The 24014-nt window shown below is 66.1% G+C and carries 26 protein-coding genes and 2 pseudogenes; 16 read left to right on the top strand and 12 right to left on the bottom strand.

From position 1 onward, the window contains the following. The 4 genes and pseudogenes from MYXE_RS18925 to MYXE_RS18910 all read left to right on the top strand — a co-directional run bounded on the left by MYXE_RS18925 (position 1) and on the right by MYXE_RS18910 (position 3864). Entirely contained in the window at positions 1-1014 is a 1014-nt protein-coding gene (locus MYXE_RS18925) for a 3-oxoacyl-ACP synthase III family protein (RefSeq protein ID WP_003919316.1), read from the top strand. Further along, positions 1014-2030, top strand: a complete 1017-nt coding sequence (locus MYXE_RS18920) for a pyridoxal phosphate-dependent aminotransferase (protein ID WP_112650083.1) — start codon at positions 1014-1016, stop codon at positions 2028-2030. The genes MYXE_RS18925 and MYXE_RS18920 overlap by 1 nt, the downstream gene beginning before the upstream one ends. Before the next feature lie 7 nt (positions 2031-2037). Continuing rightward, positions 2038-3128, top strand: a pseudogene (locus MYXE_RS18915) (IS630 family transposase). A gap of 217 nt (positions 3129-3345) precedes the next feature. Continuing rightward, positions 3346-3864, top strand: a complete 519-nt coding sequence (locus tag MYXE_RS18910; RefSeq protein WP_003919314.1) for a MarR family transcriptional regulator — start codon at positions 3346-3348, stop codon at positions 3862-3864. 9 nt (positions 3865-3873) lie between these two features. Here MYXE_RS18910 and MYXE_RS18905 read toward each other — a convergent pair whose 3' ends face one another. Next, the gene (locus MYXE_RS18905) at positions 3874-5097 is read right to left on the bottom strand and encodes a GAF domain-containing sensor histidine kinase (RefSeq protein ID WP_003919313.1); all 1224 of its coding nucleotides are present in this window, start codon (positions 5095-5097) and stop codon (positions 3874-3876) included. After that, positions 5094-5786 carry a response regulator gene (locus MYXE_RS18900; protein ID WP_003919312.1) on the bottom strand — a complete coding sequence of 231 codons (693 nt, stop codon included), beginning with the start codon at positions 5784-5786 and terminating at the stop codon, positions 5094-5096. The genes MYXE_RS18905 and MYXE_RS18900 overlap by 4 nt, the downstream gene beginning before the upstream one ends. Positions 5787-5895: 109 nt before the next feature. Between MYXE_RS18900 and MYXE_RS18895 the strand changes: the two genes are divergently transcribed. After that, positions 5896-6483 carry an HAD hydrolase-like protein gene (locus tag MYXE_RS18895; RefSeq protein ID WP_085195607.1) on the top strand — a complete coding sequence of 196 codons (588 nt, stop codon included), beginning with the start codon at positions 5896-5898 and terminating at the stop codon, positions 6481-6483. Positions 6484-6486: 3 nt separating this feature from the next. Here MYXE_RS18895 and mmsB read toward each other — a convergent pair whose 3' ends face one another. Genes mmsB through MYXE_RS18880 form a run of 3 tightly spaced genes read right to left on the bottom strand, consistent with a single transcriptional unit; the run spans position 6487 to position 10083 of the window. After that, positions 6487-7362: a 3-hydroxyisobutyrate dehydrogenase gene (gene mmsB, locus MYXE_RS18890; protein ID WP_085195596.1), complete on the bottom strand. Its 876-nt coding sequence runs from the start codon at positions 7360-7362 to the stop codon at positions 6487-6489. Positions 7363-7388: 26 nt separating this feature from the next. Next, the gene (locus tag MYXE_RS18885) at positions 7389-8555 is read right to left on the bottom strand and encodes an acyl-CoA dehydrogenase family protein (protein ID WP_085195594.1); all 1167 of its coding nucleotides are present in this window, start codon (positions 8553-8555) and stop codon (positions 7389-7391) included. 7 nt (positions 8556-8562) lie between these two features. Then, on the bottom strand, positions 8563-10083 hold the full coding sequence (locus MYXE_RS18880) for a CoA-acylating methylmalonate-semialdehyde dehydrogenase (RefSeq protein ID WP_085195592.1): 1521 nt from the start codon (positions 10081-10083) through the stop codon (positions 8563-8565). Positions 10084-10279: 196 nt separating this feature from the next. Here MYXE_RS18880 and MYXE_RS18875 point away from each other — a divergent pair. From MYXE_RS18875 to MYXE_RS18865, 4 genes and pseudogenes are all read left to right on the top strand, one after another. Further along, positions 10280-10559, top strand: a pseudogene (locus MYXE_RS18875) (hypothetical protein). Continuing rightward, entirely contained in the window at positions 10559-10777 is a 219-nt protein-coding gene (locus MYXE_RS23655; protein WP_003919306.1) for a hypothetical protein, read from the top strand. Before MYXE_RS18875 ends, MYXE_RS23655 begins: the two are co-directional and overlap by 1 nt. Before the next feature lie 42 nt (positions 10778-10819). Next, the gene (locus tag MYXE_RS18870; RefSeq protein ID WP_085195588.1) at positions 10820-12091 is read left to right on the top strand and encodes an FAD-dependent oxidoreductase; all 1272 of its coding nucleotides are present in this window, start codon (positions 10820-10822) and stop codon (positions 12089-12091) included. Further along, the gene (locus MYXE_RS18865; protein WP_050947629.1) at positions 12066-12671 is read left to right on the top strand and encodes a DUF4389 domain-containing protein; all 606 of its coding nucleotides are present in this window, start codon (positions 12066-12068) and stop codon (positions 12669-12671) included. The genes MYXE_RS18870 and MYXE_RS18865 overlap by 26 nt, the downstream gene beginning before the upstream one ends. A gap of 12 nt (positions 12672-12683) precedes the next feature. On the opposite strand, the gene MYXE_RS18860 is transcribed toward MYXE_RS18865, so the two are convergent. Together MYXE_RS18860 and MYXE_RS18855 are read right to left on the bottom strand one after the other, a co-directional pair. Next, on the bottom strand, positions 12684-15215 hold the full coding sequence (locus MYXE_RS18860; protein ID WP_003919302.1) for an FtsX-like permease family protein: 2532 nt from the start codon (positions 15213-15215) through the stop codon (positions 12684-12686). Beyond that, positions 15212-15976 carry an ABC transporter ATP-binding protein gene (locus MYXE_RS18855; RefSeq protein ID WP_232061856.1) on the bottom strand — a complete coding sequence of 255 codons (765 nt, stop codon included), beginning with the start codon at positions 15974-15976 and terminating at the stop codon, positions 15212-15214. Before MYXE_RS18855 ends, MYXE_RS18860 begins: the two co-directional genes overlap by 4 nt. 293 nt (positions 15977-16269) lie before the next feature. Between MYXE_RS18855 and MYXE_RS18850 the strand changes: the two genes are divergently transcribed. Together MYXE_RS18850 and MYXE_RS18845 are read left to right on the top strand one after the other, a co-directional pair. Further along, the gene (locus MYXE_RS18850) at positions 16270-16935 is read left to right on the top strand and encodes an SRPBCC family protein (protein WP_085195586.1); all 666 of its coding nucleotides are present in this window, start codon (positions 16270-16272) and stop codon (positions 16933-16935) included. A gap of 7 nt (positions 16936-16942) precedes the next feature. Next, the gene (locus MYXE_RS18845; protein ID WP_085195585.1) at positions 16943-18049 is read left to right on the top strand and encodes a methyltransferase; all 1107 of its coding nucleotides are present in this window, start codon (positions 16943-16945) and stop codon (positions 18047-18049) included. A gap of 12 nt (positions 18050-18061) precedes the next feature. Here MYXE_RS18845 and MYXE_RS18840 read toward each other — a convergent pair whose 3' ends face one another. The 5 genes from MYXE_RS18840 to MYXE_RS18820 form a co-directional block, all read right to left on the bottom strand. Then, positions 18062-18298: a hypothetical protein gene (locus MYXE_RS18840; protein ID WP_003919298.1), complete on the bottom strand. Its 237-nt coding sequence runs from the start codon at positions 18296-18298 to the stop codon at positions 18062-18064. A 96-nt stretch (positions 18299-18394) separates the two neighbouring features. Then, positions 18395-19000 (bottom strand): dTDP-4-dehydrorhamnose 3,5-epimerase, encoded by a 606-nt coding sequence (gene rfbC / locus MYXE_RS18835; protein ID WP_003919297.1) that lies wholly within the window; start codon positions 18998-19000, stop codon positions 18395-18397. Then, positions 18997-19992, bottom strand: a complete 996-nt coding sequence (rfbB, locus tag MYXE_RS18830) for a dTDP-glucose 4,6-dehydratase (protein ID WP_003919296.1) — start codon at positions 19990-19992, stop codon at positions 18997-18999. The genes rfbC and rfbB overlap by 4 nt, the downstream gene beginning before the upstream one ends. Before the next feature lie 21 nt (positions 19993-20013). Continuing rightward, a complete protein-coding gene (locus tag MYXE_RS18825) occupies positions 20014-20880 on the bottom strand; it encodes an LLM class F420-dependent oxidoreductase (protein ID WP_085195583.1) in 867 nt (288 codons plus the stop codon). Positions 20881-20891: 11 nt separating this feature from the next. Continuing rightward, complete coding sequence (locus MYXE_RS18820) at positions 20892-21746, bottom strand: LLM class F420-dependent oxidoreductase (protein ID WP_085195581.1); 855 nt, start codon at positions 21744-21746, stop codon at positions 20892-20894. A gap of 262 nt (positions 21747-22008) precedes the next feature. Here MYXE_RS18820 and infA point away from each other — a divergent pair, with 262 nt between their 5' ends. From infA to rpsD, 5 genes are all read left to right on the top strand, one after another. After that, positions 22009-22230, top strand: coding sequence for a translation initiation factor IF-1 (gene infA, locus MYXE_RS18815; RefSeq protein WP_003418601.1), 222 nt, complete (start codon positions 22009-22011; stop codon positions 22228-22230). Between the two features lie 60 nt (positions 22231-22290). Then, positions 22291-22404, top strand: coding sequence for a 50S ribosomal protein L36 (rpmJ, locus tag MYXE_RS18810; RefSeq protein ID WP_003919293.1), 114 nt, complete (start codon positions 22291-22293; stop codon positions 22402-22404). A gap of 141 nt (positions 22405-22545) precedes the next feature. Beyond that, positions 22546-22920: a 30S ribosomal protein S13 gene (gene rpsM / locus MYXE_RS18805; protein ID WP_003919292.1), complete on the top strand. Its 375-nt coding sequence runs from the start codon at positions 22546-22548 to the stop codon at positions 22918-22920. 3 nt (positions 22921-22923) lie between these two features. After that, on the top strand, positions 22924-23337 hold the full coding sequence (gene rpsK, locus MYXE_RS18800) for a 30S ribosomal protein S11 (protein ID WP_003919291.1): 414 nt from the start codon (positions 22924-22926) through the stop codon (positions 23335-23337). Between the two features lie 17 nt (positions 23338-23354). Further along, the gene (gene rpsD / locus MYXE_RS18795) at positions 23355-23960 is read left to right on the top strand and encodes a 30S ribosomal protein S4 (protein ID WP_003919290.1); all 606 of its coding nucleotides are present in this window, start codon (positions 23355-23357) and stop codon (positions 23958-23960) included. Positions 23961-24014 lie beyond the last annotated feature (54 nt).

The raw sequence follows: 24014 nt of genomic DNA, 5'->3' as shown, positions 1-24014 counted from the left end.
ATGACTGAAGTCAGCCTCACCGACGTTTCCACCTATCTGCCGGGCGAGCCGATCAGCGCCGACTACTACGCGCAGTTCGCCGGATCTGACGAGTTACGTGACAACCTGATGTTCCGCGCGCCGAAGTTTCGCCATCACGTCGGACCCGACGAGAGCGCGATCGACATGGTCGAGCAAGCGGCGCAAGGACTGATCGAACGGCATGGCCGCGACGTCATCGAAAACGTCGACGTGTTGATCACACACACCCAGATGCCGGATATGCCGTTCTATGGCGCAGGCGGGGGCATCGCCCACCGCTTGGGCATGCGCCCATCCTGGGTGCTGGATCTGCACAACGGCGGGTGCGCGGCATTTGTGCTCGGGCTCAACGTCGCCCGTAAATTGCTGACGTCCGGTGAGGGGCGCACCGCGCTGATCGCAATTGCGCAAAACGCCGCGGGGCAAGTCTTCGACCAGCCGGGTGTCCGGCGAATGGCGCAGGCTGCGGTCCCCGGTGACGGTGCCGCGGTCGGATTGGTCACGCTGTCGGATCAATCGCCGATCCTTGATGTCGAGTGCCGCACCTACGGCGAATACGCCGGAGACATGACGCTCGCGATCGATCCCCCCCGCAAGTGGTGGCAGCCGGGGCCCGGAGAAGGCTGCATCGGTTTCACCGAAACCAAGATCACCAAAGTGCTGGCCCGCGGCAACCGCCAGGTTCCTGAAGTGGCGCTGGCGGTTTGCGACCGAATCGCTCTGGCGTCCAAGGACGTTGACTTGCTCGTCACCAACCAGCCCAACCGGGTGTTCCTGCGCAACTGGCGAGAAGCGCTCGAGATACCGCCCGAACGTCACCGCGATACCTTCGACGAGTGCGGCAACCTGTTCGGTGCCGGTATACCGATCAACCTCGATCGCGCCATCTGCGACGGTCAGGTCAACGCCGGCGACGTGGTGCTGATGGCCGCCTTCGCCCACGCTGGTGACTTCGCCGGCGCGGCCGCGATGCGGTGGGGCGGACGCGGCTAATGACGATTGCCGCGCAGAGGAACTCGATCACCGCCGAGATCCTCGGCGCATTGCCGCAGGCGGTCGATCCGCTGGCGTTGTCGTTGAACGAGAATCCGTTTCCGCCGCTGCGGGCGGTGCGAAAAGCGTTAGTCAAGTCGATCGACGCAGCCAACCGGTACCCGGAGTTCCTGCCGGCGCGGCTGCGTCGCCTGATCGCCGATCACATCGGGGTGCCCGAGGATCAGGTGGTGCTTGGCGCCGGCGCAACCGGTGTGGTGATGCAAGTGCTGCAGACGTTGACCTATTTGGGTGACACCATCGTGATGGCGTCACCCACGTTCGACGGGTACCCGATCATCGCGCAGATCGCACGGTTGATCCCGGTGACGGTCCCGCTCGATGAGCGCGGTCATCACAACCTCGATGCGCTGGCTGATGCCGCCACTACGGCCCGGGTGGTGGTGCTGTGCCGCCCACACAATCCGACCGGCACAATGGAGCCTGCCGTCGAGGTGATGCGGTTTCTGCGGCGGGTGCCGCCGGACACCGTCGTGTTGCTCGACGAGGCGTATATCGAATTCGCCGGGGCGGAGCAGCGGATCAACCCGGCTTCGTTGGTCGCCCGCTTCCCCAATGTGGTAGTGGTGCGGACCTTTTCCAAGGCCTACGGGCTGGCCGGTCTGCGGATCGGGTACGGCATCGGCTCGCCGGGATTGACCAAGGCGCTGTGGACCAAGCAGTTGCCCTTCGGAATGGCCAGCACCGCATTACCCGCGGTCGCGGGCTCCTATGCCGCCGAAAGCCAACTGCTCAAGCGGGTCCGGCTGATCACCGCCGAGCGGCGCTATCTGCAGAAGCAACTGACCGCGATGGGAGTCTGCAGCACCGATGCGCACGCCAACTTCGTGTACCTACCGTCGCGGGACCGGCCGTGGAGCGACGTGCTAGTGTCTCGCGCCAGAAATTCGTTACATAAATGTAATCGGTGCGGATCGGCGGTGTTCCACGGCGAAACGCATTGGTGCGTGGGATGATTCGCATGTGGCATCACAGGGGCGACCGAAAGCGGAATTGGTGTTGACCGATGAAGAACACGAGACGCTGACCCGGTGGGCGCGGCGGCGCAAATCCGCCCAGGCGCTGGCGTTGCGGTCACGGATCGTGCTCGGTTGCGCCGAGGGCTTGACCAACAAGCAGGTCGCGGCGCGCGAGCGGGTATCGCAGCCGACCGTGGGCAAGTGGCGGAGCCGGTTCGTCGAGGCACGGCTAGACGGGCTGGTCGATGACCCCGGCCGGGCCGGCCGGCGTCGGTGAGCGCCGAGCAGGTCGAGAACGTGGTGGTGGCCACCTTGGAGTCCACTCCGGCCAACGCCACGCACTGGTCGCGGGCCTCGATGGCCCAACGCTGCGGGCTGTCGAAGTCCACGATCGGGCGGATCTGGAAAGCATTTGAGCTGCAACCACATCGGGCCGAGCACTTCAAACTGTCCAATGATCCGCTGTTTGTGGAGAAGGTCTATGACATCGTCGGGCTCTATCTTGACCCGCCCGAGGCCGCGGTGGTGCTGTGCGTGGACGAAAAGAGCCAGGTCCAGGCGCTGGCGCGCAGCCAGCCGGCGTTCCCGATGATGCCCGGCATGCCCGAGAAACGCACCCACGACTACGTGCGCTCGGGCACCACCAGCCTGTTCGCCGCCTTCGACATCGCCGACGGCACCGTGATCACCGCGCTGCACCGGCGCCACCGCGCCATCGAGTTCCGCAAGTTCCTGGCCAGGATCGACGCCCAGGTCCCCGACCACCTCGACGTCCACCTGGTCTGCGACAACTACGGCACTCACAAAGCGCCCACCGTGCAAAGCTGGCTCGAGCGCCACCCTCGCTTCCACATGCACTACACCCCAACCTATTCCAGCTGGATCAACCAAGTTGAGCGCTGGTTCGCCGAGCTGACCCGCCAACTCCTTGAACGCGGCGACCACCGCAGCGTCCAAGCACTCGAAAAAGACATCCGTGCCTGGGTCGCCGCCTGGAACGACAACCCCAAACCATTCGTGTGGACCAAGACCGCCGAACAGATCCTCCAGTCCATCCAACGACTAATGAAACGAATTTCTGGCGCGGGACACTAGCGGGCAGCGGGCTGCAGGTCCGCCATTATTCGGACGGTGGCGCGCGGATCACTGTCGGCAGCCGCGCATCCAGTCTCGCGGTCCTCTCGGTGGTGGAAAAGGCGCTGGGCAGAACCGCGCGCTGTACTCGATAGTGCCCCCTGTGGATTGCGCGATGCGCTCGGCAAAATCAGGAAAGGTGGCGCCGATCGGGGCGCGGAGTGCGGTAAGAAAGAGCGTGGCCGCCAACCAACCGGACAAGCGATCCGATCGCCGCGACCCGATCGCCCAGGCCAGGGCCAACTGGGAGCGTGCCGGATGGGGTGACGTCGCGCTGGGCATGGTCGCGGTGACGTCGGTGATGCGCGCCCACCAGATTCTGCTCGCCCGGGTCGAAAACGCCTTGCGGCCCTACGATCTAAGCTTTTCCCGCTTCGAGCTGCTGCGTCTGCTGGCGTTCAGCCGCACCGGCGCGTTGCCGATCACCAAAGCGTCCGACCGGCTTCAGGTGCACGTCACCAGCGTCACCCACGCGATCCGCCGGCTGGAAGCCAACGGGCTGGTGCAGCGCATACCGCATCCGACCGACGGTCGCACGACGCTGGTGCAGATCACCGACCTCGGCCGCTCCACGGTCGAGGACGCCACCGTCACACTCAACGAGCAGGTGTTCGCCGACATCGGGATGTCGGACGCCGAGGCGCAGGCATTGGTGTCGTCCATCGAAACCTTGCGGCACAACGCCGGCGACTTTTGAGCGCTCGCGCTACTCCAGGGTCGGGGGCAGGGGAATCGTCGCAGTCACCGCAGTCCCGGCGCCGGGCCGCGACCGGATGTTGAGCCGCCCGCCGACCAGCTCCGCACGCTCGGCCATCGACAGCACACCGTAACCGCCCATCTCGTCGCCGCCCAGTGGATTCTCGAAAGTGTCGAAACCCACTCCGTCGTCGACGATTTCCAGCCGGGCGATGTCGCCGTCGACCGCGAACCGCAGCCGCGTCCTGGTGGCGGCGGCATGCTTGACGACATTTTGCAGGCCCTCCTGCGCGATGCGGTACAGCGCAAGCTCGATGTGCTCCGGCAGCCGCGCATCGGACAGGTCGAGCTCCAGGTTCAGCTGCGGCATCGACCGTGCCAGGCTGGCCAGCCCGCCCGCCAGACCCAGGTCGTCGAGAACTGGTGGGCGCAGCCCGCTGATCGCGGCGCGCGCTTCCTCGAGCGTTAGCTCGGCGAGTTCGCGCGCCTCGTCGAGGTGCCGGGAGGCTTGGGCCTCGTCGTCGTCGCCGACGGCCCGCGCGGCGGCATCTAGCCGGTACGACAGCGTGATCAGCCGCTGCGAGATGCCGTCGTGGATGTCGCCGGCCAGTCGCCTGCGCTCGATTTCCTGCGCCTCGATCACCTGCTCGACGAACAACTCGTGTGCGCGTTCTCGAGCCACCAGTTGGCGGTGCAGCCGCGCCTGATGCAGTGCCCCGGCGATCAACCGGCCGATGACCCGCAGCAGTTCGACGTCGTCGTCGGTGAATTCGCGGCGCTGCACGGTGTGCACGTTGAGCACCCCGACCAAGCCACCGGGGTCGGTTTCCATCGGCACCGACACCATCGACGTGAAATCCCGCCCCCGCAGCGACTGGATCGGCAAATACCGCGGGTCGGCCTCCTTGTCATGGGTAATCACCACCGGCTCCCGATGCCTGGCCACCCAGCCTGAAATGCCGGAACCCAGCGGCAATCGGATCTTTCCCACCTGGCCGTCGAACGGTGGGGTCGCCCCGGCCAGGGTGAGCGAGCGGTCGGTGTCGTCGAGGACATGCACGAAGCAAACGTCGGTGCCGGTGGCCGCGGTGATCATGCGAGCGGCGGCGGCCGCCAGCGGTTCGACGCCAGGGCCGCTGGAGGCGGCCTGAATGAGTTCGCGCAAGAGCGCCAGTTCACGGTCGGCGCCGACGACATCGCGCACCGCGTTGGGTCCATGGGTGCTGTCGGTCAATGGTAGATGCCTTCGCGCAGCGCGGTGGCCACCGCGCCCGTGCGGTCGTTGACGCCGAGCTTGCGGTAGATCGAGCGCAGGTGGCTTTTGACGGTTTCCTCACCGATGACGAGCTTGTTGGCGATGCCGCGGTTGGATAACCCGGTGACCATGTAGGACAGGATCTCGCTTTCGCGTTGGGTCAGCCCCTGGCGCGCGCCCGGCCAGAACTCGTCGCGCTGCATCCGCGCGGCGGTGTCGACGGCGCGGGCCGCCATTCCCGGGTCGATCACCGTTTCGCCGTGGTGCACCAGCTCCAGCTGGCGCACCAGCTCGTCGCTGCTGATGCTCTTCAGGAGATAACCGCGGGCACCCACCCGCAACGCCTGGAACAGGTATTGCTCGTCGTCGTAGACCGACAGCATGACGACCTTGCGGTCCGGGTCGCGTGCGCGCAGCTCCAGGCACAGATCCAGGCCGCTGGAGCCTTGCATGCGAACGTCGCACAACACGATGTCGGGCTGCAGGTCATCGATGATGCTGACCGCGCGTTCGGCGCCCACCGCCTGCCCGACCACCCGCACCCGGTCCTTGAACGCGGCGAGCATCGCCTTGAGTCCTTCGATGACCATTTCGTGGTCGTCGACAAGCACAAGCCGAACCGGTTTGGTGGCCTGACCAGTGCTCGGTTCGATGCCGGCAGCCGCCATGGCATCACCTTAGAGCGGTGCGCAACGACACACCGCGAGATCGCCACGCGGAATCCCCCTAATGGGGGACGCCCACCGGCCGACACCCGGCCAGGCTAAGAGTGTGACCATGCCGGCGGGCACCTTTCGGCGGCGGACGTTTTGGTGGGACCGGGCCCGACCCGTCGACGCCGACATTGCACCACTGCGTGCGGTGATCTTCGACGCCGACGACGCGCTAGCCGACGAACGGTGCGACGGCGACCTGGCCCCGCGTGGCGGTCTGATCGACCTGGTCATGAACCTGTTCGTCGCCGGTATCTGGGTCGGTGTGGTCAGCACCCGCGAGCGGGCGTGGGCGCAGACGTTGGTCCGCCAACTCATCGGCGAGGGACTGGTCGAGACCATCGTTACCGCCGACGACGTAGAGCGACCCGACGGCGATGTCGAGCTGTACCGGCTGGCATTGTGGGAGTTGGGGATAACGCCGCAGGATGCCCTTGCCGTCGAGGGCTCAGCGCGCGGAGCACGGGCAGCGGCCGCCGCTGGTCTACCCGCATTGCTTGTCACACCTTGCGCCGCAGCGGAATTCACCGGTGCGGCAGCTGTGCGTTCAGGCTACGACGGCGCCACACCGCTGCTGGCCGCGGGCTGCCAAGAGCTGCACCGGCGATGGTGGATCGCCCGCGAGCGTTCGCGGCTCGTGGCCGGCAGGTGAAGCTCAGGACTGCCGTAGCATCTCGATCACCGCGCTGAAGTCTTTGTCGGCGTGGTCGACCGCGAACTTGGCGTAGATGTCGGCGGCATGGCTGCCCAGCGGCGCGGCCGCGCCGGTCGAGGCCACCGCCTGCATCGCCAGGCTCAGATCCTTGTTCATCAGCGCGGTGGCGAAACCCGGTGCGAAGTCGTTGTTGGCCGGCGATGTCGGAACCAGGCCCGGCACCGGACAGTTGGTATGCACCGCCCAGCAGTTGCCGGTCGCGCCGGTGATCACGTCGAACAACGACCGCGCCGACAGGCCGAGCTTTTCGGCCAGCACGAACGCCTCGGCGATCGCAATTTGATGCACGGCCAGCACCATGTTGTTGCACAGCTTGGCGGCCTGACCGGCACCAGGTCCACCGCAGTGAATGACCTTGCCGGCCATGGGTTCTAGCACTGGCCGTGCCCGCTGCAGCGCGGATTCGTCACCGCCGACCATGAACGCCAGCGTCCCGGCGACGGCGCCGCGCACCCCGCCGGAGACCGGTGCGTCGAGTTGGGCGAAACCCCGCGATTCAGCCAGCGCGTGCACCTCGCGGGCGTCGTTGACGGAGATCGTCGAGCTGTCGATGAACAGCGCGCCTTGCTGGGCGGCGGGCAGCACCTCGGCGTAGCAGCGCTTGACCACGTCTCCGTTGGGCAGCATGGTGATCACCACGTCGGCGTCGGCCACCGCGTCCGGGCCGCCGTCGAACACCGCGACACCGTTTTTGGTGGCAGCCGCCGCGGCGGTGGGCATCGGGTCGAAGCCACGGACGAAATGGCCAGCGGCCACCAGATTGGCCGACATTGGGCCGCCCATGTGGCCCAGCCCCAAAAACGCGATCGTCGTCATCGCCGTGGCCTTCCTACGCGGTGGCGTTATACGGTGGCGCGGACCCGAGCGGCCTCTGCCCGACCGATAACCACCCGCATGATTTCGTTGGTTCCTTCCAGGATGCGGTGCACGCGCAGGTCACGGACGATCTTCTCCAGACCGTACTCCCGCAGGTAACCGTAGCCGCCGTGCAGCTGCAGTGCCTTGTCGGCCACGTCGAAGCATGCGTCGGTGACATAGCGTTTGGCCATCGCGCACAGCTCCACCTTGTCGGCGGCGTCGTCGTCGAGTGCACTTGCCGCCCGCCACAACAACATTCGCGATGTCTCCAGCGCGGTGGCCATATCCGCCAAGGTGAAGCGGATGGTCGGCTCGTCGAGCAGGGTCATACCGAACGCCTGCCGGTGCAGCAGATACGACGTCGCCTTGTCGAACGCGGCCTGAGCGCCGCCGAGCGAGCACGCCGCGATGTTGAGACGCCCACCGTTGAGGCCGTTCATCGCGATCGAAAAGCCGGCCCCCTCCCCGTCGGCGCCGCCCAGCATCGCATCGGCCGGCACCCGCACCCCGTCCAGCACCACTTGGGCCGTCGGCTGCGCGTGCCAGCCCATCTTCGCCTCATGGGCTCCGAAACTGAGCCCGGCAGTGTCTTTTTCGACGATGAAGGCCGAAATGCCGCGGGGTCCCTCGCCGCCGGTGCGCGCCATCACCACGTACACGTCGGAGGTGCCCGCCCCGGAGATGAACTGCTTAACCCCGTCGAGCACGTAGTCGCCACCCTCCTTGACGGCGCGGGTGCTCAGCGCGCTGGCATCCGAGCCTGCGCCCGGCTCGGTCAAACAGTAGCTGGCGACGACATCCATCGATGCCAGCCTCGGCAACCAGGCTTTGCGTTGTTCTGGTGTGCCGAAGCTGTCGATCATCCACGCGCACATGTTGTGGATCGACAAGAATGCGGCGGTGGTGGGATCGCCGGTGGCCAACTGTTCGAAGATCCGAACCCCGTCGAGCCGGCGCAAACCGCTGCCGCCCACGTCCTCGCGGCAGTAGATGGCCGCCATGCCCAGACCGGCCGCCTCTCGCAGCACGTCGATTGGGAAGTGGTTGGTGGCGTCCCACTCCAACGCATTTGGCGCCAGGCGTCTTTCGGCGAACGCCGCCGCCGTCTCGGTGATAACCCGCTCGTCGTCGTCGAGACCGAAGAATTGCATCGCCCGGTTACTTCATCGTCGGGATGACGAACTCTGCGCCATCCTTGATGCCCGACGGCCAGCGCGACGTCACCGTTTTGACCTTGGTGTAGAACTGGATCGACGCCGGGCCGTGCTGGTTGAGATCGCCGAATCCGGAGCGCTTCCAGCCGCCGAAGGTGTGGTAGGCCACCGGCACCGGGATTGGCACGTTGACGCCGACCATGCCGACCTGCACGCGCGAGGTGAAGTCGCGGGCGGTGTCACCGTCGCGGGTGAAGATGGCCACCCCGTTGCCGTATTCATGCTCCGAAGGCAGCCGCAGCGCCTCCTCGTAGTCGTGGGCGCGGACCATGCACAGCACCGGTCCGAAGATCTCGTCGGTGTAGATCGACATGTCGGGGGTGACGTGGTCGAACAGGGTCGGCCCGATGAAGAAGCCGCCCTCGAGGTTGGCGTCGCCGAACGCCAAGTCGTCGCTGGCGCGTTCCCGCCCGTCGACGACGATTTCTGCGCCGGCGGCCACACCTTGGCCGATGTAATCGCGCACCCGTTTGAGCGCAGCCTCCGTGACCAGCGGACCGTAGTCGGCCTTCGGGTCAAGGCTGTGGCCGACCCGCAGGTTGTTGATGCGCTCAACCAGCCTGCCGCGCAACCGTTCTGCGGTCTGCTCGCCGACCGGCACGGCAACGCTGACGGCCATGCAGCGTTCGCCGGCGCTGCCATATCCGGCGCCGATCAGCGCGTCCACTGCCTGGTCGAGGTCGGCGTCGGGCATCACGATCATGTGGTTCTTGGCGCCGCCGAAGCATTGCGAGCGCTTCCCGTGCGCGGCCGCGGTCGCGTAGATGTAGGCCGCGATATCGGAACTGCCGACAAAGCCGACGGCCTTGATGTCGGGATGGGCCAAGATGGCGTCGACGGCTTCCTTGTCGCCGTGCACGACCTGGAACACCCCGGGCGGCAGGCCCGCTTCGATGAACAACTCGGCCAGCCGCACCGGGACCGACGGGTCGCGCTCGGAAGGCTTGAGAATGAACGCATTTCCACACGCCAGCGCCGGGCCGGCCTTCCACAGCGGGATCATCGCCGGGAAGTTGAACGGGGTGATCCCGGCGACCACGCCCAGCGGCTGACGCAGCGAGTACACGTCGATGCCCGGCCCGGCGCCCTCGCTGTATTCGCCCTTGAGCAGATGCGGGATACCGATGCAAAACTCGATCACCTCGATGCCGCGCTGGATGTCACCGCGGGAGTCGGCCAGTGTCTTGCCGTGCTCGAGCGAGAGCATCTCGGCCAGCTCGTCGGTGTGCTGGTTGACCAGCTCGATGAACCGCATCATGACCCGCGCCCGCCGCTGCGGGTTCCACGTCGCCCAGCCCTTCTGCGCCTCGACGGCCGATGCCACCGCTGCGTCGACCTCGGTCGTGCCGGCCATGGGAACCAGCGCCTGCACTTGGCCGGTGTTGGGATTGAACACGTCGGCGGTGCGCTGCGACTGCCCGGTCGTACGGTGGCCGTCGATGAAATGCGGAATCCGTTCGGTCATAGCTGCCCTCGTCGTAGCCGAAACAAACACAGTGCTTTACTAGGACATCCTAGTAAATGTGTGGGATGGCTGACAACCCGGGGTGGCTGGCTCAGCGGTAACCAGACCCGCTATGGACTGATGCGACCGAATCGTCAGGTCGTGAGAAGGCAGGGGATAGGTGACGGCACCATGCGATCCCGTCAACCCGCGACCGTTGCGCGTGGTGCCCGACGGCGGCTACCCCGACTGGGAATGAGGTCTTCCTCGCCGCGCTGCGGCCGCTGCGATTGAGTGCCAGCGTCGGCGAGGTGCGCGCATACCTGCAAGCGACCGCGCAAACGGTGCTGGCCGCCCACTGGCGCGAGACATTGGGCCGCGAGGTTACCTCGATCGAAGACATCGAGCAAGCACCCAACGCCGAGGAAAGCAACGCCAAAGTGTTGCAACACCGTGCGCTGCGGCTGGCGGCGCAGGTGAGCGAAAAGGACGAGTGATGAACGCGCGAAGGTTGCGCAGGTACGTCGACGACCTGCTGCGGGTCGCGGCGGCTGCGGTGGCCGGCGGCGCGCTCGTAGCGTTCCTGTTGTCGCGCACCACCGGGCTTTTCGGCTTCTTCGAGCGGGGCTGGGAGCCGTCACCGTACGCGGCGATCAGCGTGGCCGCCGAACTTCTGGCCGTGGCGGTCTCAACAACCAGCGCCGACCGGCGGTGAACTTCTCGGCGACCTCCAGCGTGTTAGCAGCAGGAGGTCCAGATGCCAATAGCGCGCGCCCCGTCGACTCGCCCGCTTCGGATCCTCGTGGTCGGCGCGGGCGTGGGCGGCCTGTCGGTGGCTCGGGGTTTGTTGCGCGACGGCCATGACGTCACCGTGTTCGAACAGCGCCCTCATGTGACCCCCGGCGGCGGCGCCGTGACCATTTGGTCGAATGGCGCGACGGTGCTGCGGCAGCTGGGTGTCGACATGGAGGGGGCCGGCCAGCTGATTTCCACCGTGCGGGTCCACACATTCCGGGGTCATCCGATCACCCGTTTGGACGTGACAGCGATCGCGGACCGGCTCGGCGAGCCGGTCCGGATGGTCCCCCGGCGAGTCCTGCTGGAACGGCTAATGGACGGCTTTCCTGGCGAGCGCGTCAGATGCAACGCGCGTGCCGTCGAGGTACTCAACACCGGCACCGGAGCTCGGATCGAGTTCGCCGACGGCAGCTCGGCCGAAGGCGACGTGCTGATCGGCGCGGACGGAGTGCACTCCGTGGTGCGCGAATTCGTTGGCGCACAACGCGTCAGGCCCACCGGCTGGTGCAGCTGGCAGGGCCTGGCCACCCTTCCGGAGATTGCCGACAAGCACGTCGCACTGATGATGATCGGCGAGCACGCAAACCTTGGCCTGTGGCCGGCCGGAGGGTGGGCCCTGCAGTGGTGGTTCGACCTGCCGTGGTCTCCGGAGTGTGTCAGACCGCAACGTCCGCTCGACATGATCCGATCCAACTTCACCGGATGGGCCGATTGCGTCGATGAACTACTTGCCACCTTGACCGACGAGGATTTGGCCCCGTCGCCGTTCCCGCATTTTCGGCACCCGATTCCGCGTGCGGGCCAAGGCGCTGTGACGTTGCTCGGTGACGCCGCGCATACGATGCCGCCAACGCTGGCGCAAGGAACCAATCAAGCGCTGCTCGACACGATGGTGTTGTGCAAGGCGCTTTCGGATTTTTGCCCCGATGTCCCCGGCGCGCTGCGCTGGTATGAAAACACCCGGCGACACAAAGTCAAGGCCGTGTCGTGGTTGACCACCCAGCAGGTATCCCGCAGCGAAGCTGCGCTGAAACCGGTGGCAATGGTTCCGGACCGGTTCACGACGTGGGCACTGACCACGTTTCTGCGCTGGACCAGTCACAGCAAGATGTCGGCGCAGATCAGTCGAGACCTCTACGCCCGCGACAACCATCCCGTCGTGCCCCAGTTGTCGACGGCGGTGAACCCGTCAGGAGGTGCCGAGCATGGGACCGGTGAACCACCCGGATGAGCCCGTCCGGGTACGCGGTGGTATCGACGCGCCGTCACGCTGGCTCTGGCTTGTCAAATGGTGCGTGCTGGCCGTGCCGCACTATCCCATATTGATCCTGCTCTACCTGGTGTATCTGCTGCTGACCGTCGTCGCCGGCGTCGCCATCTTGTTCACCGGCCGCTATCCCCGCCCCATCTTCGACTTCAACGTGGGGGTGCTGCGCTGGTCGTGGCGGGTCATGAACTATCGATTCCCGATGAACACCACCGACAAGTATCCGCCTTTCACGCTGGCGTCTCGGCCCGACTACCCAGGCGATCTCGAGGTCGACTACCCGCAGCGACTCCGGAGATGGGGCGTGCTGGTGAAGTGGTGGCTGTTGGGGCTGCCCCAGATACTGGTGTGCTGGGCGATGGAGCCGCTGCTGCAGCTGGTCTGCGTCATCGCCCCGGTGTGGTTGTTGTCCACCGGCACGGTCTCGCAGGGCATGTTCGATTTCCTGATGGGGATGGTTCGATGGCGATATCGCGTGGCCGTGTATGTCTCGTTGATGCGTGACGAATATCCGCCATTCCGAATGGATCTGGGCAGCAGATGAGAGTGCGTGGCCTTATTCGGCGCTGATCGCCTCGATGATGTTCAACCGCGCGGCGCGCAGCGCGGGCGGCACCGAGCCGAGCAGGCTCAGCACCACCGCGCCCGCGGTGAACGCGACCGCGACCGGGTTCGGCCGGAAAGCTACGTCGAAGTTCATGATGTCCGTGCTGACAAGGCTGTAGAGCCACTGGTCGGTCACACCGAGAACCAATCCCAAGACGCCACCGACGACACCGATACCCGCGGCCTCGGCCAGAACCATTCGCAGCGCGAACCGACGGCTAGACCCCATCGCCCGCAGCACGCCGAGCTCTCGGCGCCTTTCCAGCACCGAAAGCGTCAACGTGTTCAGGACCGCGACGGCGGCGACGAACACCACGATCATCCATACCGCGTTGGCGATGAACATGCTCTGGTGCAGCGGCGCCTCGAGGCCGGAAAGCGCGACACGGCCGTCGTAAACGTAGTTGGGTGCGGGCACGACGCGGCGGACATCTGCCAACAGTCGCGCGCGATCTGCGCCCGGCGCGGCGAAGATCTGCAGTGTTGTCGCCGCAGGACGGTCGAACCAGGCCCGCAAGTGGTCGAGGTCCATCCCGACGGTGCCGATGACGGTCGAGAAGTACGGAACCAAAGCCAGCACCGCAGCCTGCCGCGGGCCGTGTGGCGTTTGTAGCCGCAAACCGTCGCCGACCCCGACACCCAGGGTCTTGCCGAGATTTTGGGTGAGCACCACGCCGCGGCCGGCCAGAACCTCGTTGCGTACCTGTTCATCCAGCGCGCGATAGAGCGCATCGTCGGTCCCGCGGGAAAACCCGTCGAGCAGCACGCGAGTGCCACCGACGTCAGCGAATCCACATGCCCCCTCGACGACTTGCGCTACGCCCGGCACTGCGGCCAGTCTTTCGGTAAGACCCTGCGGCAGAGCGTCTGTGGGATAGCGGTCAGGAGGATCCGCGCTGACCCACACGTCAACATTGGTGACCGGCGCGAAGACCGCGCGGGCGGACCGGATCATGTCGGTGTTGGTGCCGGTAATCACGATGGTCGTAACGACCGCGATGAGCACGGTCATCACGGTGGCCCATACCCGCCGCGGCGCCCGCTCGATGGTGGCCGCCGCCAGTGCCCCGACCGTTCCGAACGGTTGAGCAGCCGCGGCTGTGGCCTTGACGATCGGCACGGTGAAAGCAAAGCCGAGCGCGATCTCGGCACAAAGTACAGCGAGTGCTGCCACGAACGAGAATGTGCCGTGCCGGCCGAAGGCGAGCAGGACCGAGGCGCCCAGCACCGCGACGGCGCCGAACCCGCTTGCGATCCGCAGCCATCGTGGCACGCGGTCGGCCGCTGACACCCCGACCGGCGCCAACGCCTCGATCGGCGACACCCGGTATACCTGTCGCGCCGCCATCGCCGATGCGGCCACGCTGGTGAGCACGGTCGCCGTCAAGGCTGCTGGTATCGCGTAGCCGGGCAGCCAGTACTGCACGCGTGCTTCCAGCCCTTGGGTCATTGCTGGTGGCAATCGGCCAATTGCGGTACGGCCCATGAGAATCCCCATAACCGACCCTATGGCGCCGCCGAGCAGCCCGAGAACCGCAGCCTCCAACAGCATGTCGCACACGATGGTTTCGCGCCGGCCGCCGATCGCGCGCAGTATCGAGATGACCGGCCGGCGTTGGGCAATCGCCATCGTCATCGTGGTGTAGATCAAAAACGCACCCACCACCAACGCAACCGCCGCGCCGATCAGCGACATGTAGTTCATCAGCCTGACGCCGTCGCCGGCGCGGGTTGCCCGCATGCTCGGGTCCGCGACGATCGCCCGGCCGTTCACCGCTTTGGTGATCGAGGTGCGGACCACGGCGCGATCCGCGCCCGGTTTGATGGTGACGAGTATCGAATCGAGTTGGCGTGGTCGACCAGTAATCTTCTGCGCCAAGGGAAGTGGAGCCAGGACATAGTGTCCGCCGTTCAGCGCTGCCAGTTGCTTGCCCTCCAGCACTGCTGTGACGGTGACCTCCGCTGAGCCCAGCTGGAAGCGCTCGCCCCTCGCATAGCCGACGGCCGGCCCGACCTGGACACCGTCGGTTACCCCTGACGGTGTCGCTGGCTGGACCCCGACAGCGTCTTTCAGAGCGCCGCGCAACGCGGCACTTTTCTCGTCCGCGCCGAACAACAGCACCGGACCCGAGGGTGTGAACGCAGCCGTCCGGATCATCGGCGCCGCGGTGGCGACACCGGGAACTGCGGCGACATCGCTGGCTATCGCGTCGGGGAATCCCGCGTCGGTGATGCCCGACACCTCGAGCGCGGCGATGCCGGCAATCCCGTCGGCCAACCGGTTGACCGACCCGGTGATCGACCCGAAGATGCCGAATACGGCGACCAAATACGCTGCGGCTATTGCCATCACGGTTATCGATGCGATCGTGCGGCGACGGTGCACGAGGAGTTCGCGAACGCTGAACAGCCGAAGCCGGCTCGCCGCGGCGGCTGCCCCCGCCCGGCGCCTCACCACGCGATCACCCGGCAAGCCGCTCACGGCCGGGGCATCCGATCGCGTCGTCGTCGGCCATTGGTGGCCCAGAACCGGGGTAGCCCGAGCCGACTCCGCGCAACGGTCAACTCGTCGGAACCGAGCCGACCATCCTGCAGGGTGATCACTCGATCAGTGGCCGCCGCGGCGGCCAAGTTGTGGGTCACCATCACCACCAGCCGGCTGCGGCCGTCCTCGTGGGCCACGTCGGCAAGAAGCTCCAATATCGCGGCACCGGTTGCGGAATCCAGGTTGCCGGTCGGTTCGTCGGCCAGGATCAGCGGGGGGTCCATCATCAACGCCCGCGCTATCGCGACCCGCTGCATCTGGCCGCCGGACAGTTCCGCCGGTCGGTGCTCGGCGCGGTTGCCGAGCCCGACCCGGTCCAACAGCCGAACCGCAGCGGGTTTGGCCTTGCCCAGCCGGACACCGTCGAGCAGCTTCGGGACCGCCACGTTCTCCCACGCCGACAGCGACGGCAGCAGGTTGAAGAACTGGAAGATGAACCCCACACGGTGATGGCGAAACACCGACCGCTGCTGGTCGCTGAGACGACCGATTTGCTCGCCGTCGAACGTGATCGATCCCAAATCCGGGCAGTCCAACGCGCCGAGCAGGTGCAGCAGGGTGCTCTTGCCCGCCCCCGACGGTCCGACCACCGACACGAACTGCCCACCCCACAGTTGCAGGCTGATGTCGTCGAGTGCCCGCACCGCCTGACCGCCGACCTGGTATTCGCGCACCACGTTGCGCAGCTCGATGCTCAGCTGGCGGGTGGGCGGATCCGCGTGAGCGAGCCGTCGGACGGCTGTGCTGCGGCGACGCCGCGCCACTGCGTCCACCATGGCCGCGCCTCCTCCACGATCGACCGTCAGCCTCACGCGGACATCGCGCCGCAAGGCGCCGGTATCGGATACCACGAGGCGCGCGGGTGATCGGTTCGACAGCGCCGCGGGACCGCGGTGAACTCACGACGAGCGCCGGTCGTGTTATTGGCATCGCCGCGAATCAGGTGAGCAGCTGCTCAACAAAAACCCGATCACAAAGGAGAACGGGAGCGATGTCGCTGCCAGCACTTGAGGACATTGTCGCTCACACCGGCACGACCGAACCTATCGACGGTGTCATCCGGATCGAAACCAGCCCCCGGCAGAATGCCACGCCGATCATCATGGAAATGATGCGGTCGGTGTATCCGCACGACCAGGTGTTCGGCGAGTACTGCACGGTCAACGATTACATCGAATGCCCACCCGACGAGCTGTTCGAGTACATGGCCGACACCCGCAGCCTGGAGGAGTGGACCTACAGCCTGCGCGGTTTCACGCCCACGGACGAGCCCGGCCTCTGGCTTGCCTACGACCGGCTCGGGTCGGACACCAAGATTTACACGCGCACGATCGCCAACGCGGCGGCCCGCACGGTCGACTATCACTGCGCGTGGGATCAGGGCAAGCACCTGTGGATGATCTACATGATGCGGGTGGTCGACGCGCAGCTGGTGTTCGACAAGCCGGGCGCGGTGGTGTTGTGGACGAACTGCCATCACCCGTTCTACGACCACAACCCCTACCCGGAGACCGCCCCGCCGCAGCGGCCGGTGTGGGTCGGCGACTTCTGGGACATGTTCGGCGCCGGGCATCGGCTGGAGCTGAACAACCTCAAGGCGATTGCCGAATACCGACATCGCCACGGCCTGCCGATTACCCCTGCCTGGATGCGATGAGCCCCCGGTGAGCCAATCCGCGCGCTCGGCGACAGCAAACGTGCCACCTGCCCTGCTTGCCCGCGGCCTCGAGCGCATTCGCCACTACCTGTACCGGCTCTATCAACGCCTCACGCCTGCGCCGGCGGCGATGATGGAAATGATCATTGCCGCCTGGACGTCGCAGGCGATCACCGCCGCGGCCCAACTTGGCGTCGCCGATGCCCTCGCCGACGGGCCACTGCTCATCGACGACCTGGCGGCACGGGTGGGCGCGGACACCGATGCGCTGCGTCGGCTGCTGCGGGCGCTGATCAGCCGCGGCATCTTCCGTCACCGCGGTGATGGTCGCTACGAGCTGAATTCTCTTGCCCACACCCTGCGTTCAGATGCACCGGCGTCGATGGCGTGCGCGGCGCGGTTCTACGGCTCGCACGAGCAGCGCACACGATGGACCCTGCTGGTGGATTCGGTTCGGACCGGCAATACGGTCGTGCCGACGTTGCACGGTAAGGCGAGCTTCGACTACTTCGCCGAGCAGCCCGAGCATGCTGACCTGTTCAACCAGACCATGACAAGTATTTCGGAACTGACCACCGCGCCGGTGGTCGCGGGCTACGACTTCAGCGCCTATTCGACGATCGTCGACGTCGGTGGCGGCCAGGGCCAACTGCTCGCCGCCATCCTGGCGGCGACGCCGGGTTCGCGTGGCATCCTCTACGACCTGCCGTGGGTGGTCGCGGGCGCACCGAAGCTGTTGCGCGAGCGCGATGTTGCCGACCGGGCATGCGTCGCGGAGGGGTCGTTTTTCGACAGCGTCCCAGGCGGTGGAAACGCTTACATCCTCAAGAACATCATCCACGACTGGCCCGACGATCAGGCGGTGCACATCCTGCGCAACGTACGCGCGGTAGCCGCCCCGGGGACCACGGTGTTGCTGATCGAACTGGTCATTCCCGAGCATGACCGTGACTTCCCCGGGAAATGGGCTGACCTGGAGATGCTGCTGAATTTGGGCTCACGGGAACGCACCGCAGCCGAATATCGGGAGTTGCTCAGCCAAGCGGGATTTCGGATGACGCGGGTGGTGCGCACCGCCGCACCGCTTAGCGTGGTGGAGGCGAAGGCCGGATGAGGCTCGGTCCCGTCAGCCACACCAGGCGCGCACGTCGGGCGGGTAGTCATCGAGCGGTCCAAGACCAAGGCAGCGCTGCCCCGGCGGGTAGTTGACGCGGGCGTTGAGTAGATCGCAGGGAATGTAGACCTGCTTGCCTTCAGGGATGTTGCTCAGGCACAGCGAGGGCGGCTGGGCAGGAGCCTGGGCGGGGGTGACGAGCGTCAGCGCCAACGCGCCGACCACCCCTGCAACACCGCGATAGCTCATGGGGACTCCTTATAAGTGCGGGGTGTGTCTGCGGGTTTGACTGTGTTACCACTATGACCTTGCTCGGGTCTGCTGGTCGGAGACTTGGACCACAAACTAGGTGGCGCGCAGGCCGGCAATGAATGCCTGGGCGTCGGCCCAGGTGGGCAACAGCCCGGCTGCACCGGCTTCACCAAGCGTCGGTGCGGCGGCGTCGCGATCTGACAACACCAAATTGCCGTCCGGCGTTGGCCAGTCGATCGCCAGCGCCGGATCGGTGGCGCAGATGGTGTGCTCACGCTGCGGGTTGTATTCCGCTGAACACAGGTACATAACTGTTGAATTATCCTGCAGTGCAAGGAATCCGTGTGCAAGTCCTTCGGAAATGTACACCGATCTGCGGTCTCGGTCGTCGAGCAGCACCGAAACCCAGCGGCCGAACGTCGGTGAACCGACGCGGATGTCGACGACGACGTCGAATACCGACCCGGACAGGCATGTCACGTATTTGGCCTGGCTTGGTGGCAGCTGGGCGAAGTGTAGGCCTCGCAGCACCCCAGCTGATGACACCGAGCAGTTGGCCTGCCGCACATCCAGGCGATGGCCGGCGAACGCCGTGAACTCGTGGTCGGTGAGCCACTCGAAGAACACGCCGCGGGAGTCGGCATGCAACTGCGGAGTGATCTCCCACGCACCGGGGATGTCGAGCTCACGTACCCTCATTGGCCGCGCTCTTCGTATCGGGCCTCGACGGCGTCTTTCAGCGGGCCCCACCACGATTCGTTGGCGCGATACCAGTCGACGGTGGCACGCAGGCCCTCCTCGAAGTCGGTATGCTTTGGCGCCCAGCATAACTCGTCGTAGAGCGGTGACGGGTCGATGGCATACCGCAGGTCGTGGCCGGCGCGGTCGGGCACATGGTCGAAGTCGTCGGGATCGCGGCCCATTATCTGCAACAGCATTCGCAGCACCGACAAGTTGTCATGCTCGCCTTCGGCGCCGATCAGGTAGGTGCGTCCGGTTTGGCCCCGTTCCAGAATTCGGCGGACGGCGTCGTTGTGGTCTTCGACGTAGATCCAGTCACGGACGTTGGCGCCGTTGCCGTACAGCTTGGGCCGCCGCCCGGTGAGCACGTTGGTGATCTGGCGCGGAATGAACTTTTCCACGTGCTGGTACGGCCCATAGTTGTTGGAGCAGTTGGAAATCGTCGCCCGCACGCCGTACGAGCGCACCCAGGCCCGCACCAGCATGTCGGCCGCGGCTTTGGTCGCCGAGTACGGGCTCGACGGGTTGTACGGGGTGGATTCGGTGAACCGCCGCGGCTCATCGAGCGCGAGATCGCCGTAGACCTCGTCGGTGGAGACGTGATGCAACCGCACCTTGTGCCGCCGCACCGCCTCCAAGACGGTGAATGTCCCCACGACATTGGCGCGCAGAAACGGCTCCGGGTCGGCCAGCGCGTTGTCGACGTGGGTTTCGGCGGCGAAATGCACCACCGCGTCGGATTCGGCGACCAGTCGAGAAACCAGCTCCGCGTCGGTGACGTCACCTTGCACCAGCCGGATGTCGTGTTCGACCGGAGCCAGTGACTCCCGGCTGCCCGCGTAAGTCAAGGCGTCGAGCACCGTCACCGTGTCGTCGGGATGCTCGCGCACCGTGCTGTGCACGAAGTTGGCGCCGATGAAACCAGCGCCCCCGGTGACCAGCAACCGCATGAACAAACCCTAACGAGCCGGTCAGCCCTTCGGCGTCAATCCCAGCGGTCGGGCCAGTCCGCTCAGCGTGCGCAGCAGTTCCTCATCGCTTCCGGTGCCGAGCACCTGGATGGCCACGTGGTCGGCACCGGCCTCCAAATGCTCGTTGAGCCGGGCAGCGATGGCATCGGGTGTGCCGTAGGCGACGACGGCGTCGATCAGCTTGTCGCTGCCGGGCTTGCGCACGTCGTCGTCGCCGAATCCCAGCCGCCGCCAATTGTTCACGTAGTTACGTAAGCCCAGGTAGAAGCCGACGGTTTGTCGGCCGATGCGGCGAGCTTCGTCGACGTCGTCGGTGAGTATCACTTTGTGTTCGGGCGCCAAGAACACGGAATTGCCGACCAGTTCACGCGCCCCAGCGGTGTGCTCGGGTGTGGTCAGATACGGGTGGGCGCCCGCGCTGCGCTGCGCCGATAGTTTCAGCACCTTGGGACCCAATGCGGCAAGCACCCGCCGGCTGGTGGGTACCGACGCGGCGTCGAGTTCATCGAGATAGTCGACCAGCGCGTCGTAGGGCTTGCGGTAGTTGTCACTGTGCTCGGGGTGACCGACCCCGATGCCGAGCAAGAATCGCCCAGGGTAGTTGTTCTCGACGCGGTGATAGGACTCCGCGACGGCCGCGGCGGGCGCCGACCAGATATTGACGATCCCGGTGGCCAGCTGCAGTGAGCTGGTCTGGGCTGCGGCGGGTTCGACCCACGCCAGATCGGCGTCCGGTGATCCGCCGATCCAGGCCGCGCCGTAGCCGAGCGATTCAATCTGCGCGGCGAGGTCGGCGGCGATGGAGCGGGTGCCTAGCCACACGCCGAACCGGCCAAGGTCGGGTTTGAGGGAAACCGCGTCGGTCATAGGGCTCCTCGTTAAGCGTCGGGTGCCAGGCCAAGCGGCCCGGCGAGTGCGGCCAGCGCCGCGACCAGCTTGTCACCCCCGGTGAGAACCTGGACCGCCACATGGTCGGCACCGGCGTCGAGGTGCTGCCTGAGCCGCGCGGCGACGGCGTCAGGGGTGCCGTAGGCGACCAACGCGTCGACCAGCCGGTCGCTGCCCGGGCGGGTGATGTCGTCGTCGCTGAAGCCCAACCGCTTCCAGTTGTTGCGGTAGTTTGCCAGGTTGAAATAGATGTCGAGCGCCTTGCGCCCGACCTGACGCGCCCGGTCAGTGTCAGTGGTCAGCACCACCTTGTGCTCGGGCGCCAGGAACGCGGCCGGGCCGATGAGCTGGCGGGCCTGTGCCGTGTGTTCGGGAGTGGTCAAGTAGGGGTGTGCTCCGGCACCGCGCTGCGCGGAAAGCGTCAGCACCCGTGGACCCAGCGCAGCCACCACCCGGCGGTTCGCCGGCACGCCGTGCCGGTCGAGCCGGTCCAGATACCGCGTCAGCGCCTCATATGGTCGGCGATATTCGGCGTGCGCCTCGCGGTGGCCGACACCGATGCCCAGCAGGAAGCGGCCCGGATAGGCACTGTCGATGCGATGGAACGACTCGGCGACTGCGTCGGCGGATGCGGTCCAGATGTTGACGATGCCCGTGGCCACCTGCAGCGTCGTCGTCTGCTCGAGGATGGGTTCCACCCACTCCAGCTCCGCGGGCGGTGAGCCGCCCACCCAGACGGCTCCGTAGCCCAGCGCCTCGATTTCCTTGGCTTGCTCAGGGGTGACGCCGCGACCGAAAGATCCGAAGCGACCGAGGTTGGGTTTACCGGCTGCAGAGTTGGTCATGGTTGCTCCAACCGGTAGCCCGGCGAGCGATATTCCGCCCAGGTCGCAGGCGGTTTGCAGGCCGCCGCACCGGACGTGCGCTAATTTTGTTCCAGCGCGACAAAGCGAGTATCGTGGAATGCCGGTGCGGCGTCCGTGCCGGCTCTTTGCTGTGCGCAGTCTGGGAATTTCGTCGGAATTTCCCGCGATCGGCTCACGTTTTGCAGTCGGTGCCGATGCTGCACCGACCGGGCGAAGCGATGAGGAGGATCGCCGGAAGCTTATGGCGAAGAAAGACGGTGCCATCGAGGTCGAGGGCCGTGTGGTCGAACCGTTGCCCAACGCGATGTTTCGCATCGAGTTGGAAAACGGCCACAAGGTGCTCGCCCACATCAGCGGCAAGATGCGGCAGCACTACATTCGCATCTTGCCCGAGGACCGGGTGGTCGTGGAGTTGTCGCCCTACGACCTGTCCCGGGGCCGCATCGTGTACCGGTACAAGTAAGTCGCGCGCCCGAGAGCCCACGTCAACGACCGAGAACGACAGGACAGGATCGACAAAGCCGTGAAGGTGAACCCGAGCGTCAAGCCGATATGCGACAAGTGCAGGGTGATCCGCCGGCACGGGCGGGTCATGGTGATCTGCCCCGATCCGCGTCACAAGCAGCGGCAGGGTTAGCCGCGCCCGACAACTGAATGCAGACCTCCCAGTACCTGTGAGCGGATGGGCCGCTCACTGCGCCCGGACGGAGGCCGGGCCCCGCACGCTGGTGGGACGGACTGGGACCAGACCTCCGCGACGAAATGAGGAATGCCACACATGGCTCGACTTGTCGGTGTCGATCTGCCGCGCGATAAGCGCATGGAGATCGCCCTGACCTACATCTACGGCATCGGCCGTAGCCGCTCCAACGAGATCTTGGCTGCGACCGGCATCGACCGGGACCTGCGCACCAAGGACCTCACCGATGACCAGCTGGCCAAGCTGCGCGACTACATCGAAGGCAACCTGAAGGTGGAGGGCGACCTGCGCCGCGAGGTGCAGGCCGACATTCGCCGCAAGATCGAGATCGGCTGCTATCAGGGCTTGCGTCACCGACGCGGGCTGCCCGTGCGCGGCCAGCGGACCAAGACCAACGCGCGCACCCGCAAGGGACCCAAGCGCACCATCGCCGGCAAGAAGAAGGCCAGGTAAACCATGCCACCGAAGAAGACCACCGCGGCGCCCAAGAAGAGCCAGAAACCTCGTCGGCGGGAGAAGAAGAACGTTCCGCACGGGGCCGCCCACATCAAGAGCACGTTCAACAACACGATCGTGACGATCACCGACCCCCAGGGCAACGTCATCGCGTGGGCGTCGTCGGGCCACGTCGGCTTCAAGGGCTCGCGTAAGTCGACACCGTTCGCTGCCCAGCTGGCCGCGGAGAACGCCGCCCGCAAAGCCCAGGAGCACGGGATGCGCAAGGTCGACGTGTTCGTCAAGGGTCCGGGCTCGGGCCGGGAGACCGCGATCCGATCGCTGCAGGCCGCGGGCCTGGAGGTCGGCGCGATTGCCGACGTGACTCCCCAGCCGCACAATGGCTGCCGTCCACCCAAGCGTCGCCGGGTCTAGCAGGAGAGATGTAGGAGATGGCTCGTTACACCGGACCTGTTACCCGCAAATCCCGCCGGCTGCGCACCGACCTTGTCGGCGGCAGCCAGGCATTCGAGAAACGTCCCTACCCGCCCGGCCAGCACGGTCGTGCGCGGATCAAGGAGAGCGAATATCTGCTGCAGCTGCAGGAGAAGCAGAAGGCCCGTTTCACCTACGGCGTGATGGAAAAACAGTTCCGCCGCTACTACGAAGAGGCGGTGCGCCGCCCGGGCAAGACCGGCGAGGAGCTGCTGCGGATCCTGGAAAGCCGGCTCGACAATGTGGTCTACCGCGCCGGGCTGGCGCGCACCCGCCGGCATGCCCGCCAGCTGGTCAGCCATGGCCACTTTCTGGTCAACGGGGTCAAGGTCAACATCCCCAGCTACCGGGTCTCGCAATACGACATCATCGACGTGCGGGAGAAGTCGCTGAACACCGTCCCGTTCCAGATCGCGCGCGAGACCGCCGGGGAGCGGCCAATTCCGAGCTGGCTGCAGGTGGTGGGGGAGCGCCAACGCATCCTGATCCACCAGCTGCCGGAGCGGTCACAGATCGACGTCCCGCTGTCCGAGCAGCTCATCGTCGAGTACTACTCGAAGTAACACCTGCCGCACCGCCGGTGCGGATTGAACGGCATCAAATGGCGGGTGCCGAGA

The organism is Mycobacterium xenopi, from assembly GCF_009936235.1.
Classification (GTDB): domain Bacteria; phylum Actinomycetota; class Actinomycetes; order Mycobacteriales; family Mycobacteriaceae; genus Mycobacterium; species Mycobacterium xenopi.
Note: the sequence above shows the minus strand (reverse complement) of the source record. Positions and strands in the feature narration are given on the sequence as shown.

What these genes read in the sequence shown, in the direction of transcription:
- rfbB (WP_003919296.1), bottom strand. Translation starts at nt 19,992, where the DNA reads ATGCGGTTGCTGGTCACCGGGGGCGCTGGTTTCATCGGCGCCAACTTC.
- MYXE_RS18820 (WP_085195581.1), bottom strand. Translation starts at nt 21,746, where the DNA reads ATGACCAACTCTGCAGCCGGTAAACCCAACCTCGGTCGCTTCGGATCT.
- rfbC (WP_003919297.1), bottom strand. Translation starts at nt 19,000, where the DNA reads ATGAGGGTACGTGAGCTCGACATCCCCGGTGCGTGGGAGATCACTCCG.
- MYXE_RS18840 (WP_003919298.1), bottom strand. Translation starts at nt 18,298, where the DNA reads ATGAGCTATCGCGGTGTTGCAGGGGTGGTCGGCGCGTTGGCGCTGACG.
- MYXE_RS18825 (WP_085195583.1), bottom strand. Translation starts at nt 20,880, where the DNA reads ATGACCGACGCGGTTTCCCTCAAACCCGACCTTGGCCGGTTCGGCGTG.
- MYXE_RS18880 (WP_085195592.1), bottom strand. Translation starts at nt 10,083, where the DNA reads ATGACCGAACGGATTCCGCATTTCATCGACGGCCACCGTACGACCGGG.
- rpsK (WP_003919291.1), top strand. Translation starts at nt 22,924, where the DNA reads ATGCCACCGAAGAAGACCACCGCGGCGCCCAAGAAGAGCCAGAAACCT.
- MYXE_RS18895 (WP_085195607.1), top strand. Translation starts at nt 5,896, where the DNA reads ATGCCGGCGGGCACCTTTCGGCGGCGGACGTTTTGGTGGGACCGGGCC.
- MYXE_RS18870 (WP_085195588.1), top strand. Translation starts at nt 10,820, where the DNA reads ATGCCAATAGCGCGCGCCCCGTCGACTCGCCCGCTTCGGATCCTCGTG.
- MYXE_RS18925 (WP_003919316.1), top strand. Translation starts at nt 1, where the DNA reads ATGACTGAAGTCAGCCTCACCGACGTTTCCACCTATCTGCCGGGCGAG.
- MYXE_RS18920 (WP_112650083.1), top strand. Translation starts at nt 1,014, where the DNA reads ATGACGATTGCCGCGCAGAGGAACTCGATCACCGCCGAGATCCTCGGC.
- rpsM (WP_003919292.1), top strand. Translation starts at nt 22,546, where the DNA reads ATGGCTCGACTTGTCGGTGTCGATCTGCCGCGCGATAAGCGCATGGAG.
- MYXE_RS18865 (WP_050947629.1), top strand. Translation starts at nt 12,066, where the DNA reads ATGGGACCGGTGAACCACCCGGATGAGCCCGTCCGGGTACGCGGTGGT.
- MYXE_RS23655 (WP_003919306.1), top strand. Translation starts at nt 10,559, where the DNA reads ATGAACGCGCGAAGGTTGCGCAGGTACGTCGACGACCTGCTGCGGGTC.
- mmsB (WP_085195596.1), bottom strand. Translation starts at nt 7,362, where the DNA reads ATGACGACGATCGCGTTTTTGGGGCTGGGCCACATGGGCGGCCCAATG.
- MYXE_RS18885 (WP_085195594.1), bottom strand. Translation starts at nt 8,555, where the DNA reads ATGCAATTCTTCGGTCTCGACGACGACGAGCGGGTTATCACCGAGACG.
- infA (WP_003418601.1), top strand. Translation starts at nt 22,009, where the DNA reads ATGGCGAAGAAAGACGGTGCCATCGAGGTCGAGGGCCGTGTGGTCGAA.
- rpsD (WP_003919290.1), top strand. Translation starts at nt 23,355, where the DNA reads ATGGCTCGTTACACCGGACCTGTTACCCGCAAATCCCGCCGGCTGCGC.
- MYXE_RS18850 (WP_085195586.1), top strand. Translation starts at nt 16,270, where the DNA reads ATGTCGCTGCCAGCACTTGAGGACATTGTCGCTCACACCGGCACGACC.
- MYXE_RS18900 (WP_003919312.1), bottom strand. Translation starts at nt 5,786, where the DNA reads ATGGCGGCTGCCGGCATCGAACCGAGCACTGGTCAGGCCACCAAACCG.